The sequence below is a fragment of the Nonomuraea sp. NPDC050451 genome (assembly GCF_044458585.1).
The window spans coordinates 610109-623690 of sequence record NZ_JBITHZ010000004.1 but is presented as its reverse complement, the minus strand read 5'-3'; the positions used below and the strand labels follow the sequence as shown (position 1 = coordinate 623690).

Sequence of the window (13582 nt, the reverse complement as noted above, 5' to 3'; positions counted from 1 at the left end):
TCAAGCCCTCAAGTTAGGCCACTAGGCGATGGCTGTCACCGTTCTGCCCAAGTTTCGTCCGGCACAACGTCGAGGAGCCGCTCCACGATCCGCTCCGCCTCCGGCCTGAACCGCTCGTGCAGCGTGTGGCAGACCCGCTGGGCCTTCTCCGCCGGCCAGTCGTGCGGCAGGTAGCGCAGCGGCAGGCGCGGATCGGCCCTGATGATCTGCAGCCAGCCGGTCAGCAGCGTCAGCGAGCGCGCCAGGTCGTCGGGCGCGTCCGCCGCCGGGTCGGCCCGGTCCCAGCTGCGCAGGAACTCCCGGTAGCGCTCGCCCAGGCCCGACAGGTCGTAGGCGTCCCCGACCAGCGCCTGCATGTCGGTGGGGTGGCGGGGTTCGGCGGAGAAGACCTTCACGTTCGCGCCGAGGTCCTCGATCACGTGCGCGGCGTCCACGTCACCGGGGGCGATCCACAGGCCGTTCTGCAGCGGCCCGAACCCGGCCCAGACCAGCCGCGAGCGCAGTTCGTGCCGCTCCCGCTGCCAGGACTCGGGCAGCGAGAAGCCGATCAGGGTCCAGCGGTCCTCGTCCGCGTCGTTGACGACGCCGCTGTGCCAGATGCGCCGCTCGCCGTCCTTGAGCACCTCGGCGCTCGTCGGGGTGAGGCCGAAGTACATGCGGCGGCCCGAACGCTGGCGGCGCAGCAGGCCGCGGCCGACCATCCGGGTCAGCGTCGAACGCGTCGCCTCCTCCGAGATCCCGACCTTGGCGAACGCCTCGATGAAGCTGCCCGAGGACACGCAGATCCCGCGGCCGTACACGTGATCACCGAGGAACGTCAGAATCACCGACTGAGGCCGCATCTAAGCCCTTCCAGGGGATATTGGGCAATCTATTGACAGCAGTAATATAACTGCCTACATTCAGGGCCACATCCCAGCTTGGAGGGTCCTGAATGCGCAGGCTGCTCCCGTCTCTGGTTTGTCTCGCGTTAGCCGCGACCGCCTGCGGCGGTGATGCCGGCGGCGGTGCTCAAGACCCGATCAAGGTCGGCCTCATCGTCTCCCTCACCGGCAACTACACCCCGCTGGGCAGCGAGGACAAGAAGGCCGTCGAGCTGGCCGTCGAGCAGGTCAACGCCCAGGGCGGGCTGCTCGGCCGCAAGGTGGAGCTGGTCACACGCGACGACAAGACCGCCCCCGACCAGGGCATCGTGGCCTACAACCAGATCAAGGGCGACATCGACGTACTGATCGGCCCGGTGTTCTCCAACTCGGCGCTGGCGGTCGAGCCGCTCGCGCAGCGCGACAAGATGCCGTACCTGTCGCTGGCCCCCGCCCAGGAGCAGGTCGAGCCGATCAAGTCGTACATCTTCGTCACCCCCGCCCTGTCCAGCATGTACGCCGAGCGCTACCTGCAGTACATCCAGGCCAAGGGCATCAAGACGATCGCCGTGGCCTGGGACTCCAAGAGCGCCTATTCGGTCTCCGGCCACAAGTCGATGATCGCCCTCGCGTCCAAGTACGGCGTGAAGGTCGCCGTGGACGAGCCGTACGAGACGACCACCTCCGACTTCAGCCCGCTCTTCACCCACGTGCGCGACTCCGCCGCCGAGGCGCTGGTGTTCTGGGGCTCGGGCGCGCCCGGCGTGACGGCGGCCAAGCAGTACGTGGCCTCGGGGCTCAAGACGCCGCTGTTCCTGACCGCGTCGCAGGCCAGCAAGCTGTGGCTGGAGCCGATGGGCAGCGCGGCCGAGGGCATGACCGTGCAGAGCGCCATCGGCGTCGTCGGCGAATATCTGCCCGACGGCAAGCAGAAGCAGATCATCGAGCAGATGGCCAAGCCGTACCAGCAGAAACACGGCTATCCGCCGCCGCAGTTCGCGCAGGACGGCTACAGCGCGAGCCTGCTGCTCTTCGAGGCGATCAGGAAGGCGAACAGCACCGACAAGGCCAAGGTGCAGCAGGCCCTGGAGACCATGGACCTGGTCACGCCCAACGGCCGCTTCCGCTACTCCCCCACCGACCACTCCGGGCTCTCCCCCGAGTTCATCTCGGTCAACACGGTGCAGAACGGGAAGTTCGTTCCCACCACCTGGGCCAAGGAGCAGCTCACCAAGACGGTCAGCGCGGGGTAGCGGGTGCTGACGGTCACCGGGCTCTCCCGCTCCTTCGGGGGCGTCTACGCCGTCCGCGACGTGTCCCTGACCGTCGCGGACGGCGAAGTCTGCGGCGTCATCGGGCCGAACGGGGCGGGCAAGTCCACGCTGTTCAACCTCATCACCGGGCATCTGACGGCCGACCACGGCCAGATCTCGTTCCGCGGGCACCGGGTGGACCGGCTCGCGCCGCACCGGCGGGCCAGGCTCGGCATGTCGATCGTGTTCCAGGCGGCCAGGGTGTTCCGCGGCATGACGGTCAGGGAGAACGTCATGGTCGGGATGCACGGCCGTACCGGTGCGGGGTTCGTGTCGGCGGCGCTGCGGCTGCCGCGGCACCGGCGCGACGAGCGCGAGATCACCGCCGAGGCGGATGCCGTGCTGAGCCGCGTGGGGCTGGCCGAGTGGGCGGACCGGCCCGCCGACCTGCTGCCCATCGGGCAGCAGCGGGCGCTCCAGCTCGCCCGCGCCCTGTGCGCGCGGCCCCGGCTGCTGCTGCTCGACGAGCCCGCCTCGGGGCTGCGCGGCCAGGAGCGCGAGCGGCTCGCGGCGCTGGTGGAGGAGCTGCGCGCGGACGGGCTGACGATCCTGCTCGTGGAGCACGACGTCGCGTTCGTGACCCGGCTGGCCGACCGCGTGGTGGTGCTCGACCTGGGCCGGGTCATCGCCGACGGCTCGCCCGCCGAGGTGCGGGCCGATCCGCTGGTGCTCGCCGCCTACCTCGGGCAGAGCGCATGATCGACGTCAAGGACCTGGTCGTCTCGTACGGCACCGCGACCGCGCTGGACCACGTCACGCTCACGGTGGGGCGGGGCGAGATGGTCGCCCTGCTCGGCCCGAACGGCGCGGGCAAGTCCACGCTGGCCAACACGCTCGCCGGGCTGCTGCGGCCCGCCTCGGGCGCGGTGGGGATCGGGGGCAGGCTGGCGCTCATCCCGGAGGGCCGCCAGCTCTTCCCCGACCTGTCGGTCGCCGACAACCTGGCGCTGGGCGGGTGGAGGTCTGGCCTGCGGGACCCCTCGTCCGTGTACGAGCTGCTGCCCCGGCTGGCGGAGCTGGCCGGGCGGCGGGCCGGGGTGCTGTCGGGGGGCGAGCAGCAGATGGTGGCGTTCGGGCGGGCCCTGATGTCGCGGCCCGAGGCGCTCGTGGTCGACGAGCTCTCCCTGGGCCTGGCCCCGAACGTGACCGCCGACCTGGCCGAGCACCTCGCCGAGCTGAACCGGGAGCAGGGGCTGACTGTGCTGCTCATCGAGCAGAACGCGCGGCTGGCGTTCGACCTGTGCCGGCGCGCGTACGTGCTGGAGTCCGGGCGGGTGGTGACCGAGGGCGAGTGCGCGGAGCTGGCCGGCGACCCCCGGGTGGCCAGCGCGTACCTGGGCGGGGCGATCACATGAGCGCCTTCCTCACGTACCTGCTGAACGGGCTCGCGGTCGGGTGCGCGATCGCGCTCATCGCCAGCGGCCTGGTCGTGATCCACCGGGTCACGGGCGTGGTGAACTTCGCGCAGGGCACGTTCGCGGTCGTGGCCGGGCTGTGCACGTCGTCGCTGCTCGGACTGGGGTTCCCGCACGGGCTGAGCGAGCTGGCCGCCGTCCTGGCCGCGGCGCTCGCGGGGCTGCTGACCGGCCTGGCCGCCATCGGCCGGCGGGACACCACGCCGCTGTCGTCCCTGATCGTGACGCTCGGCGTGGGCGTGCTCGCGTACGCCGTCGAGATCGTCCTCTGGGGCGACCAGCCGCGTTCGGCGCCCGGCCTGGCGGGCTCGGTGACGCTGGCGGGCGCGCGCATCCAGACGCAGCACCTGCTGGTCATCGGCGTGACGGCGGCCGCGTTCGCCCTGCTGGCGCTCTTCTTCGGGCGCACCTACCTGGGCAAGGCGCTGACGGCATGTGCCTCCAACCCGTACGCCGCCCGCGTGGTCGGGATCGACACGCGGCTGATGGGGCTGCTGGCGTTCGCGCTGGGCGGGCTGCTCGGCGGGATCGCCGGGGTGCTGGTGACGCCGCTGCGGCCGATCTCGTTCGACACCGACGTCACGCTCATCGTGAACGCCTTCGCCGCGGCCGTCTTCGGCGCGCTCACCCGGCCTGTGATCACGCTGGCCGGAGCGCTGCTGCTGGGCGTGGCCGAGACCATGGCCGCCGGGTACGGCTACGGATCGCACCAGCTGGAGGTGGCGCTCGGTCTCATGATCGTCGTCATGATCGTACAGGCGAGCCGGCGCTCGGCCATCTCGCAGGAGCCGACATGATCCGCCTGGTGGCCGGGCTGCTGGTCGCGGCCGTGACGCTGGCGCTGCCCGCGGTGCTCGACGACAGCGCGCTGGCCGTGTACATCTTGCTCGGGCTGGCCGCGATGGTCACCGTCGGGGTGTCGCTGCTGATGGGGTACGCCGGGCAGGTGTCACTGGGCCAGGGCGCCTTCTACGCCGTCGGCGCCTACACCGCCGCGCTGCTGACGCTGCACGGCGTGCCACCGCTGGCCGGGCTGGTCGCCGCGCCCGTGGTGGCGGCCGCGTCGGCGCTGGTGATCGGCGTGCCGCTGCTACGGCTGCGCGGGCACCATCTGGCGTTCGCGACGCTGGCCATGCAGCTCATCCTGCTCTCGCTGGCCGGACAGCTGGAGGTCACCGGCGGCGACATCGGGCTGCAGGCCATCCCGCAGTTCTCGGTCGGCTCGTTCGAGGCGGGCGGCGCGTCCGCGTACGCGTACATGACCTGGATCGGGCTGGCGCTGGTGATGCTGGTGACCCGGAACGTGATCACCTCGCGGCCGGGCCGCGCCCTGCGCGCGCTGGCCACCAGCGAGACCGCCGCCGCGTCCTCGGGGATCCCGGTCGGGCGGTACAAGCTGGTGGTGTTCGCGCTGTCGGCGGCGTTCGCGGGGCTCGCGGGCGGGATCTACTGCTTCTACACGGGGTACGTGGCGCCGGGCTCGTTCCCCGTGCTCATCTCGATCCAGTACATCGTGATGGCCGTGGTCGGGGGGCTGGGCACGATCTGGGGCGCCGTGGTCGGCGCCACCGCGATCACGCTGCTCGTCCAGGGGCTGAACAGCCTGGCCGCGCTGCCGGGGATGCCGTCGTACGCGCCCAGCGTGCTGTCGTACGCCGTGTACGCGCTCGTCCTCATCCTGGTCGTGCTCTACCTGCCCCGCGGCCTGCTCCCCGCCGTCTCCGGCCGCCTCACCCGGGACCGCCCGCCCCGCTGATCCTTCCCGGCATTTCCGGGGAATGATTCACCGGTGACCGTTGAAAAGGCGTTGAACGTCGGACCGTCGGGCATCGAGGTCGCGTACGAGCGCCTCGGCGACCCCGAGGCCCCGCCCGTGCTGCTGGTGATGGGCCTCGGCGGGCAGCTGATCAACTGGCCGGACGGCCTCTGCGCGGAACTCGTCGACCGCGGTCTGCACGTCATCCGGTTCGACAACCGCGACTCCGGCCTGTCCACGCACCTGCACGACGCGCCGCAGCCCGACCTGGAGGCGGCGCTCGCGGGCGACGCCTCCTCGGCCTCGTACACGCTCTCCGACATGGCGGCCGACATCGTCGGCCTGCTCGACGCGCTCGGCCTCGACAGCGCCCATGTCGTCGGCGCCTCGATGGGCGGGATGATCGCCCAGACTCTCGCGATCGAGCACCCCGGCCGGGTCCGGTCGCTGACGTCGATGATGTCCACCACGGGCGACCCGTCCGTGGGCCAGGCCCGGCCCGAGACGATGGCCGCGTTCGCGGCGCCGCCGCGGTCATCGCCTCGGGCGACCGCACGGCCCGGCTCCGCTCCGTCGGCGTCCCCACGCTGGTGATCCACGGCGCCGAGGACGCCCTGTGCGACCCGAGCGGCGGCCGCGCGACCGCCGCCGCCATCCCGGGCGCCGAACTGGTGGTCATCGACGGCATGGGCCACGACCTGCCCAAGCCGCTCTGGCCCGACCTCGCCTCCCACATCGCCACCCTCGCCCACCGCACCGACACTTTGGCGAGCACCGAAGCTTTTCCCGCCTAACGTCGGCCGCATGACGCCGACCCCGCCAGCCACGAGCAGCGCCTCCCCCCATCCCACGGGAACGTCGTGACCCCCTGGGAGATGCTCGCCGTCTTCGCGACGAGCATCGGCGCCGGCGCCCTCAACACCGTCGTCGGCTCCGGAACCCTCATCACCTTCCCCGTACTGCTCGCCATCGGCCTCCCGCCCGTCACCGCCACGGTCACCAACGCGCTCGGCCTGATCCCCGGCTCCATCAGCGGAGCCATCGGGTACCGCCGAGAGCTCCACGGCCAGTTCCGGCGCCTCCTGAAACTGAGCGTCGCCGCCCTGCTCGGCGGCCTCTGCGGCGCCGTGCTCCTGCTGACCCTGCCGGCCGAGGCGTTCGAGAGGATCGTCCCCGTCCTGGTGGCCCTGGCCCTCGTCCTGGTCATCCTGCAGCCCCGCATCAGCAAGCTCCTGCGCCACCGCCACCGTGAGACGCCCGGTCGCGGGCTCTTCGCCGGACTGCTGCTCGCCGGCGTCTACGGCGGCTACTTCGCCGCCGCCCAGGGGATCATCTACATGTCCATCATGGGCATGCTCCTCGACGAGACACCCCAGCGGCTCAACGCCGCCAAGAACGTCCTGGTCGCCGTGGTCAACGCCGCCGCCGCGCTGCTCTTCCTGTTCGTCGCGGACTACGACTGGACGGCCGTCGCGCTCATCGCGACCGGCTCCGCCCTCGGCGGCCGCCTCGGCGCCGAGGTGGGCCGCCGCTTCAGCCCCGCGACGCTACGCTTCCTGATCGTGGCCGTAGGCGGGGTCGCCCTCATCCACCTGCTCGTCCGCTGAAGCAGGCCGCGAACGCGCGGCTTGACATGATCGCATCGCGAGCGATAAATGCGTCGCTGGTGTCGTCGAAAATCTCCGTGCCTGCCTTATGCACCGCGGCGATCCTGGTGCCGCTGGCTCCCGCCGTCATCGTGCCCAAGGCCGCCAACGTCCTCATCGGTGCCGCCGTCGCCGCCCTCCTGATCGTGCCCGTCGTGGTGCTGCGCCGCCGGCGATGGGCGCCGCGCCGCGCTGCGGGTCCTGCCCTGGGACTCCGGCGACCTGCTGCTGCTCGCCCTCGCCTTCCTCGCCGCGGCGGCGCTGCTGCCGGCGCTCGGCCGGGCCGTCCGGGGGAGGCGGGAGCTGCTTCCGCTGCTCAGGGACATGCTGATGAACTGGATGCCCGTGCTCGGGTGCGCGCGGTCCTCGGAGGGGGCGGCCGATCCGGTCACGCTCCCGTGGGCACTGTGCAGGCTCCCCCCTCGTCCTGATCGTGCTGGCCGTACGGGTGCGCCGGGCTCCCGCCCCGAGGGAGCTGTCGGAGGAGGAGATCGGGCGTTAGTGTCGGCAGTCCACTGGTGGTGATCGACTTTGGAGGGCGCCGTGCGGCGCGTCATGATCCTGCTGGCCCCGATCGCGGCCCTGGCCGCCGGTCTGATCGTCGCCCGGCGGCGGTTCGTCGTCGTCCGGATCAGCGGGGCGAGCATGCTGCCTACCTACCGCACGGGCGACCGGGTGCTCGTCCGCAGGACCACGGGGGCGGGCGTCAGGCGCGGCCAGGTCGTGGTGCTGCAGACCGCGCTGCCCGGGGGAAAGTGGCGTACGGGGCCGCTGCCGCAGCCGGGGGCGGCCATGTGGTTCATCAAGCGCGCGGTGGCCGTGCCGGGTGACCCGGTGCCCGAGCAGGTCATGGCTCGGGTGGAGGCGGCGCCGGGCGACACGGTCCCGGCGGGCCGGCTGGTCGTCCTCGGTGACGGGCCGGTCAGCGAGGACTCGCGGGCGTGGGGTTACGTGCCCTTCGACCGCGTGCTCGGCGTCGTCGTGCGCAGGCTCGCCCCCTCCTCCGGATCCGCCGGCTCGTAGCCCTGGGCCTGCAGGGTGAACAGCCTCGCGTACTCCCCTCCCAGCGTCATCAGCTCCACGTGGGAGCCACGCTCGGCGATCCGCCCCTCGGCCAGTACGACGATCACGTCCGCCTCCCGCACCGCGCCGAGCCGGTGCGAGATCAGCAGGCTGGTCCGCCCCGCGCGGTGTCGGCGCAGGCTCTGATGGATGGCGTGCTCGGCCTGCGCGTCCAGGCCGGAGCTCGGCTCGTCGAGCACGAGCAGGTCCCGCCCCTCCCGCATCAGGGCGCGGGCCAGCGCGAGGCGCTGCCACTGCCCGCCGGACAGCACCACTCCGGCCTGGGGGTCGTCCCTGTCACCGAAGAAGATCCGGCTCAGCAGCGTGTCGTAGCCCCGCGGGAGCCCGGAGACCGTCTCGTGGACCCCGGCCAGCCTGGCGGCGGCCTCGACCCGGTCCCGGTCGTCGAGCGCCGCGACGTCGCCGAGCCCGATGTTCTCGGCGGCGGTCAGGTCGTACGACATGTAGTCCTGGAACACCGCGCCGATGCGGCCGCGCAGCTCGGCGGGGTCCATCTCCCGCAGGTCGACGCCGTCCCAGTGGATGGACCCGCGTACCGGGTCGTACAGCCGGCAGATCAGCTTGACCAGGGTGCTCTTGCCCACGCCGTTCAGGCCGACCAGGGCGAGGGAGCCGCCGCGCGGGATGAAGAGGTCGACCCCGCGCAGCACCCACGGATGCGCGTCGTCGTACCGGAACCACACGTCGCGCACCTCGATGCCCTCGCGCAGCGCGGGGACGGGGCGGGGATGCCGTGGGACGGGCAGGTCCGGCGTGTCGGCCACGACGTCGAGGTAGTGCCCGAACATCAGCAGCGCGTTGTGCGCGTCGGCCGACTGACCGACGATCGACGTGAGCGCGGACTGCACCCCGGCGACGGCCGCGACGAACACGGCGACGTCGCCGACGCTCAGCGTGCCCGACGCGGCGCCGCTGATCGCCCAGAGCAGGCCGAGCGCGGCGACGGCCGCCCCGACCAGCGACAGCGACCCCTGGGTACGCAGCGTCCTGCGGGCGAGCCCCTGCTCGGCGGCGTTGACCGCGCGCAGCTCGCCCAGCATCCTGGCGCGCAGGAAGTCGCCCAGGCCGAACAGCCGGATCTCCTTGGCCGCGTCGGGGCTGGTGAGCAGGCTGGCGAAGAAGATCTGCCGCCGGCTCCTCGAGCTGACGCCCCACATCATCCCGGCGCGGCGCCGGGACAGGTCGAGCTGGCCACGGACCGAGGGGATCGCGGAGAGCGCCACGACGAGGATCATCCCCGGAGCCAGCACGGCCAGCGCCGCGGTGAATCCGGCGAGGGTGACGGCTCCCTGGGCGATCCCCAGGGAGGAGCGGACGATCCGCTGCGGCGCGTTCTGGCCGGCCTCCTGCGCCAGCCGTACCCGGTCGTGGAAGGCCGGGTTCTCGAATCGGCTCAGCCCCGGGTGGGCGTTGACGGCCTGGAACAGCCGGTCCTGGATCAGCACCTGGAGCGCGCGGCGCAGCTGCTCCTGGGCGTACTCCGCGACCGAGGGCAGGGCCGCGCCCGCCAGGCCGGTCACGCCGAGAGCCACGCCGTACGGGAGCAGCTCGGCAAGGCCCGCCCCGGCCGCCAGGCCGTCGAGTACGAGCTTGGTCAGCCACGCGGTGACCACCGGGACCAGGCCCATGAGCAGCACCGTGAGCCCGGAGGCCAGTACGGCGGCGGGGTGCGCCCGCCAGGCCGGCGCCGCTGCCGCCCGGAACCGCCGTCGCCGGGCGGCGCCGCCGTACCCGGCAGGAGAGGTCATCGGCGCGTGGCCGCCGGCAGCCTGCCCGGGGCGGTGTCGGCCGCGACGACCACCGCGTCACCGTCGACCAGGTAGAAGCTCGGGAACCGGGAGACCTGCAACGCCCTGCTCACCGGGCCGCCCATCGGCTCGACCACGACGGTGGCCGAGGTCAGCTCCCCGGTGAACCGCCGGGCCTCGTCGGGGTCGCCCGTGACCACGGCCAGCACGCGTTCGGGCCGGTTGTCGGCCAGGTAGGACGTGAACTCCGGCAGCCGCTCGTGGCAGGACGCGCATTCGGTGGAGAACACCGCCACCACGGAGGGCCCCGAGAAGAACGCCCGCGACACGCTCTCGCCGCCGAGGGCGGTCGCGCTGAAATCGCCGAGCGTCGTTCCCGGCTGCACCATCGGGGCCCCGCCCGTCGGCGCCAGCTCGGCCAACCGCAGCGTGTGCACGCGCAGGCGGCGGATCACCGCCAGGGTCAGCACCAGATCCACCAGGCACAGCAATCCGACGACGACTACGGCGGCGACGAGATACGGCATGCGAGCTCCTCAGGGGTGGGCGGCGAAGCACGGAAAACCACCAGGACGGTGCCGGCCGACACCAGGCCGGCCCGCACTGTCCTGGGGCTGTCGGTAGGGCGCGTCAGCAGTAGTCGAAGCTGCCGCAGCTGGTCGTGTTGCTGGCGTCGTGGTAGCAGCAGGTCCGGCAGAACTTGCCCTGGCAGCACCAGTCGGTCCAGCACGCGGCCGACGCGTTCGCCGACGGCAGGAACTTGTCGAGGAGTCGGTCTCCCAGCTTGTTGAGTGCGCGGATCATGGCGACCTCCTTGCATGGGGGATCTTTACGCGCTCACCGTCACCCAGCAAGAGCACCGTGTTAATAGAGAGATTGGCCGACACTGCGGAACATCGTTCGGCGGTTCAAGATCTTGACAGAGGCCACATGACAAGGTGACGGCTGATCACGAGGCGCTGGATCTGGTCGGTGTCCTCGAAGATCCGCATGTTCTCGACGCGTGATCTGATCACCCGCGAAAACCGCTCGATCATGTCGGCGAGCAGCGGTTACGCTTGCGGACGTCCCGCTGAGATTGGAGGCGGCTGTGGCGATACCGAAGAAGGGCTCCCGGCTCATCACCGTCGACGGCATCGTCTTCCGGTGGCGTGTCCGCCACAAGCCGACCTACGACGAGGGCATGGCCTGGTCGCCGCTCAGCTTCGCCGTCGAGCGAGCCGAGAAGCCGGGACGCGTTCTCGTGGTGTCACTCCCCTGCGCCCGGCCGGACAACTGGCTAGGAGAGCGAACGATCGCCGCCCGTCCCGTCCTGGTCGCCGGATGCATCCGGCGGGCCGTCGAACAGGGATGGGACGCGGGACAACCGGGCCCGGGATTCACCCTCACCGTTACCGATGACGAACTGGCCGCGCTCCTGGGCGAATCGCCTCAGTACCTGATCCCCTTCCTCTGGGGCATGATCCCGGAAGGCGGCGGCATCAAAGACCTCCCCCGAGGCGCTCAGATCTGGAGTCGAGACGCGCCGACCGCCAACCGGGCACCTTCTGATCCGTAGCAGGATCAGCCCCGCAGCACGCGTTGGCCGCTCAACAGGTGCTGTCGCCAGCGTCGTCGCCGTGTAGGCCTCGCTCTCGGCCGGGGTCGTATCGGAAGTGGTGCTCTGGCCGGTCCGGCTCGGGCATGGGAGAGGCCATCCGGTGAATCCGGTTGTCAGGCTTTCGGAGCGCGTTCCTTGGTGGCCGCCGTGCGGCGTGGATTCGGTGGCTCAGGCCTGCCGGGGGGAGCGGATCAGCAGGGTGGCCAGCGCTTCGTTCGGGCCGACAGTGCTGTAGATGTGTGGGACGTCGGCCTGCCAGGAGATGTGCTCGCCCGGCGCAGCCAGCAGGGGGGCGTCGGCCGGGCCGGCGCGCAGCACGCCCGCGTAGACCGTGACGTGTTCGGTCACGCCGGGGGCGTGGGGCGGCGAGTGTTGCACGATGCCGGGGCGGACGCGCATGCGCAGCAACTCGAACGTCGCGGTCGGCTCCTCGAAGACCTCCAGCAGTGTGGCCGTTACGGCGGCGCCGGGCACGTGGACGGCCTCTGCGGGCGGTGCGCCGGGCTCCAGAACCAGGGCCGTCAACGGTACGCCCAAGGCTCCTGCCACCGCGTAGAGCGTCTCCAGCGTCGGGTTGCGGGTGCCCAGTTCCAGGCCGGACAGGGTGGCCTTGCCGATGCCTGCGCTGCGGGCCAGCGCCGACAGGGAGATGCCGCGGGCCTCCCGCAATCGCCGCAGCCGGCTCCCTATATCCGTCTCACGGCCGTCCACCCGGCAATCCTTGCATTCCGCCGCCGGGCTTGTCCCGCGGTGGCCACGTGGTTATGGTTCGTTCCGTAAACGGAACGATGGGGAACGAGGGGTGGGCGTGCGGGTGCAGGCCGTCATGGCGGGGCTGGTCAGCGCGGTGGTCGGCTACGCCAGTTCGTTCACCGTCGTGCTCGCCGGGCTGCGTGCCGTCGGGGCGACGCCGGGGCAGGCCGCGTCCGGGCTGCTCGCCCTCTGCTGCGGCATCGGGGCGGCGGCGCTCTTCCTCGGGCTGCGATACCGCATGCCGATCAGCATCGCCTGGTCCACCCCCGGCGCGGCGCTGCTGGTGGCGACCGGTCCCGTGCCCGGCGGCTTCCCGGCCGCGGTCGGCGCGTTCATCGTCTGCGCCGGGCTCATCGTCCTGGCCGGCCTGTCGCCCTGGCCGGCCCGGGCGATCGCCGCCATCCCGCGTCCGATCGCCGGTGCCATGCTGGCGGGCGTCATCCTCAGCCTGTGCACCGCACCGGTCCGCGCCGTCGTCGACATCCCGCTGCTGGCCGTGCCCGTCGTCCTGACCTGGGCGGTGTTGCAGCGGTACCTGCGGCAGTGGGCAGTTCCTGGCGCGCTCGTCGTGGCGGTCATCGCCATCGCGGTGCACGGGCCCGGCAACGGCCTGTCCGGCGCGGCGCTGCGGCCCGCGGTCGAGCTGACCACCCCGACGCTGAACCCGTCCGTGGTGGTGAGCATCGCCATCCCGCTGTTTCTCGTCACCATGGCCGCGCAGAACGTCCCCGGTATGGCGGTCATGGCGACATACGGGTACATGCCGCCCCTGCGCCCGGTCCTCGTCGCGACCGGCCTGGCGAGCGCGGCGGCGGCGCCGTTCGGCGGTCACGCCGTCAACCTGGCAGCGATCACCGCGGCGCTGACCGCCGGCCCGGACACCCACCCCGACCCCGGCCGCCGGTGGATCGCGACGGTGGCCCTCGGCGCCGGGCAGCTGGCGCTCGGCCTCGGCGCCGGCCTGGCCATGGCTCTGGTGCTGCTGTCCCCACCCGTCCTGGTCACCGCGGTGGCCGGCCTCGCGTTGCTGTCGGCGCTCGGCTCGTCGCTGGCCGGCGCGGTGACCGAGCCGGAGGGACGGGAGGCCGCGGTGGTCACTTTCGTGGTCACCGCGTCGGGGATGACGATCCTGGGCATCGGCGCGGCGTTCTGGGGCCTGGTCGCGGGCGGCCTGACCGCACTCCTGCTGCACAGGCGACCACTGTTGGAACAGCAATCGTCATCCACCGCGGAAGCCGGAGCGGAACGTCCCGATGGCCGGGTGGCTGCCATGTCGGCCGATCAGTCGTCGTAGTGGAAATATCCCCGCGATTCGTCCTGATGCTCCACATCGGGCGATCGTCCGAGCGGGCCTCGGGGCACCGTTCCGCATCCACGCCGGCACCGACATCGAGACGGCCGAGTA

16 protein-coding genes are annotated in these 13582 nt (G+C 71.9%); 11 read left to right on the top strand and 5 right to left on the bottom strand.

What is annotated here, in order from left to right; genetic code table 11:
- Positions 1–35: 35 nt before the first annotated feature.
- On the bottom strand, positions 36–827 hold the full coding sequence (locus tag ACIBI9_RS17860) for a PaaX family transcriptional regulator C-terminal domain-containing protein (RefSeq protein WP_397223189.1): 792 nt from the start codon (positions 825–827) through the stop codon (positions 36–38).
- A 107-nt stretch (positions 828–934) separates the two neighbouring features.
- Between ACIBI9_RS17860 and ACIBI9_RS17855 the strand changes: the two genes are divergently transcribed.
- The 9 genes from ACIBI9_RS17855 (at position 935) to ACIBI9_RS17815 (ending at position 8016) form a co-directional block, all read left to right on the top strand.
- Entirely contained in the window at positions 935–2116 is a 1182-nt protein-coding gene (locus ACIBI9_RS17855) for an ABC transporter substrate-binding protein (RefSeq protein ID WP_397223187.1), read from the top strand.
- A 3-nt stretch (positions 2117–2119) separates the two neighbouring features.
- Entirely contained in the window at positions 2120–2875 is a 756-nt protein-coding gene (locus ACIBI9_RS17850; protein WP_397223186.1) for an ABC transporter ATP-binding protein, read from the top strand.
- On the top strand, positions 2872–3531 hold the full coding sequence (locus ACIBI9_RS17845) for an ABC transporter ATP-binding protein (RefSeq protein WP_397223185.1): 660 nt from the start codon (positions 2872–2874) through the stop codon (positions 3529–3531). The genes ACIBI9_RS17850 and ACIBI9_RS17845 overlap by 4 nt, the downstream gene beginning before the upstream one ends.
- Positions 3528–4388 carry a branched-chain amino acid ABC transporter permease gene (locus ACIBI9_RS17840; protein ID WP_397223184.1) on the top strand — a complete coding sequence of 287 codons (861 nt, stop codon included), beginning with the start codon at positions 3528–3530 and terminating at the stop codon, positions 4386–4388. The genes ACIBI9_RS17845 and ACIBI9_RS17840 overlap by 4 nt, the downstream gene beginning before the upstream one ends.
- The gene (locus ACIBI9_RS17835; protein WP_397223183.1) at positions 4385–5347 is read left to right on the top strand and encodes a branched-chain amino acid ABC transporter permease; all 963 of its coding nucleotides are present in this window, start codon (positions 4385–4387) and stop codon (positions 5345–5347) included. The genes ACIBI9_RS17840 and ACIBI9_RS17835 overlap by 4 nt, the downstream gene beginning before the upstream one ends.
- A gap of 33 nt (positions 5348–5380) precedes the next feature.
- On the top strand, positions 5381–5941 hold the full coding sequence (locus ACIBI9_RS17830; protein ID WP_397223182.1) for an alpha/beta fold hydrolase: 561 nt from the start codon (positions 5381–5383) through the stop codon (positions 5939–5941).
- The gene (locus tag ACIBI9_RS17825) at positions 5938–6141 is read left to right on the top strand and encodes an alpha/beta fold hydrolase (RefSeq protein ID WP_397223181.1); all 204 of its coding nucleotides are present in this window, start codon (positions 5938–5940) and stop codon (positions 6139–6141) included. Before ACIBI9_RS17830 ends, ACIBI9_RS17825 begins: the two co-directional genes overlap by 4 nt.
- A 66-nt stretch (positions 6142–6207) precedes the next feature.
- Entirely contained in the window at positions 6208–6954 is a 747-nt protein-coding gene (locus ACIBI9_RS17820) for a sulfite exporter TauE/SafE family protein (protein ID WP_397223180.1), read from the top strand.
- A 582-nt stretch (positions 6955–7536) separates the two neighbouring features.
- Complete coding sequence (locus tag ACIBI9_RS17815; RefSeq protein ID WP_397223179.1) at positions 7537–8016, top strand: S26 family signal peptidase; 480 nt, start codon at positions 7537–7539, stop codon at positions 8014–8016.
- Here ACIBI9_RS17815 and ACIBI9_RS17810 read toward each other — a convergent pair.
- The 3 genes from ACIBI9_RS17810 to ACIBI9_RS17800 form a co-directional block, all read right to left on the bottom strand.
- Complete coding sequence (locus tag ACIBI9_RS17810) at positions 7941–9824, bottom strand: ABC transporter ATP-binding protein (protein ID WP_397223178.1); 1884 nt, start codon at positions 9822–9824, stop codon at positions 7941–7943. The genes ACIBI9_RS17815 and ACIBI9_RS17810 overlap by 76 nt on opposite strands.
- The gene (locus ACIBI9_RS17805) at positions 9821–10351 is read right to left on the bottom strand and encodes a TlpA family protein disulfide reductase (protein WP_397223177.1); all 531 of its coding nucleotides are present in this window, start codon (positions 10349–10351) and stop codon (positions 9821–9823) included. The genes ACIBI9_RS17810 and ACIBI9_RS17805 overlap by 4 nt, the downstream gene beginning before the upstream one ends.
- A 103-nt stretch (positions 10352–10454) precedes the next feature.
- The gene (locus ACIBI9_RS17800; RefSeq protein WP_394492336.1) at positions 10455–10628 is read right to left on the bottom strand and encodes a hypothetical protein; all 174 of its coding nucleotides are present in this window, start codon (positions 10626–10628) and stop codon (positions 10455–10457) included.
- A gap of 286 nt (positions 10629–10914) precedes the next feature.
- On the opposite strand from ACIBI9_RS17800, the gene ACIBI9_RS17795 reads away from it, so the two are divergent.
- Complete coding sequence (locus ACIBI9_RS17795; protein ID WP_397223176.1) at positions 10915–11382, top strand: hypothetical protein; 468 nt, start codon at positions 10915–10917, stop codon at positions 11380–11382.
- A gap of 210 nt (positions 11383–11592) precedes the next feature.
- On the opposite strand, the gene ACIBI9_RS17790 is transcribed toward ACIBI9_RS17795, so the two are convergent.
- The gene (locus ACIBI9_RS17790) at positions 11593–12135 is read right to left on the bottom strand and encodes a helix-turn-helix domain-containing protein (protein ID WP_397223175.1); all 543 of its coding nucleotides are present in this window, start codon (positions 12133–12135) and stop codon (positions 11593–11595) included.
- A gap of 97 nt (positions 12136–12232) precedes the next feature.
- Here ACIBI9_RS17790 and ACIBI9_RS17785 point away from each other — a divergent pair, with 97 nt between their 5' ends.
- On the top strand, positions 12233–13471 hold the full coding sequence (locus tag ACIBI9_RS17785) for a benzoate/H(+) symporter BenE family transporter (protein ID WP_397223174.1): 1239 nt from the start codon (positions 12233–12235) through the stop codon (positions 13469–13471).
- The last annotated feature ends 111 nt before the right edge of the window (positions 13472–13582 follow it).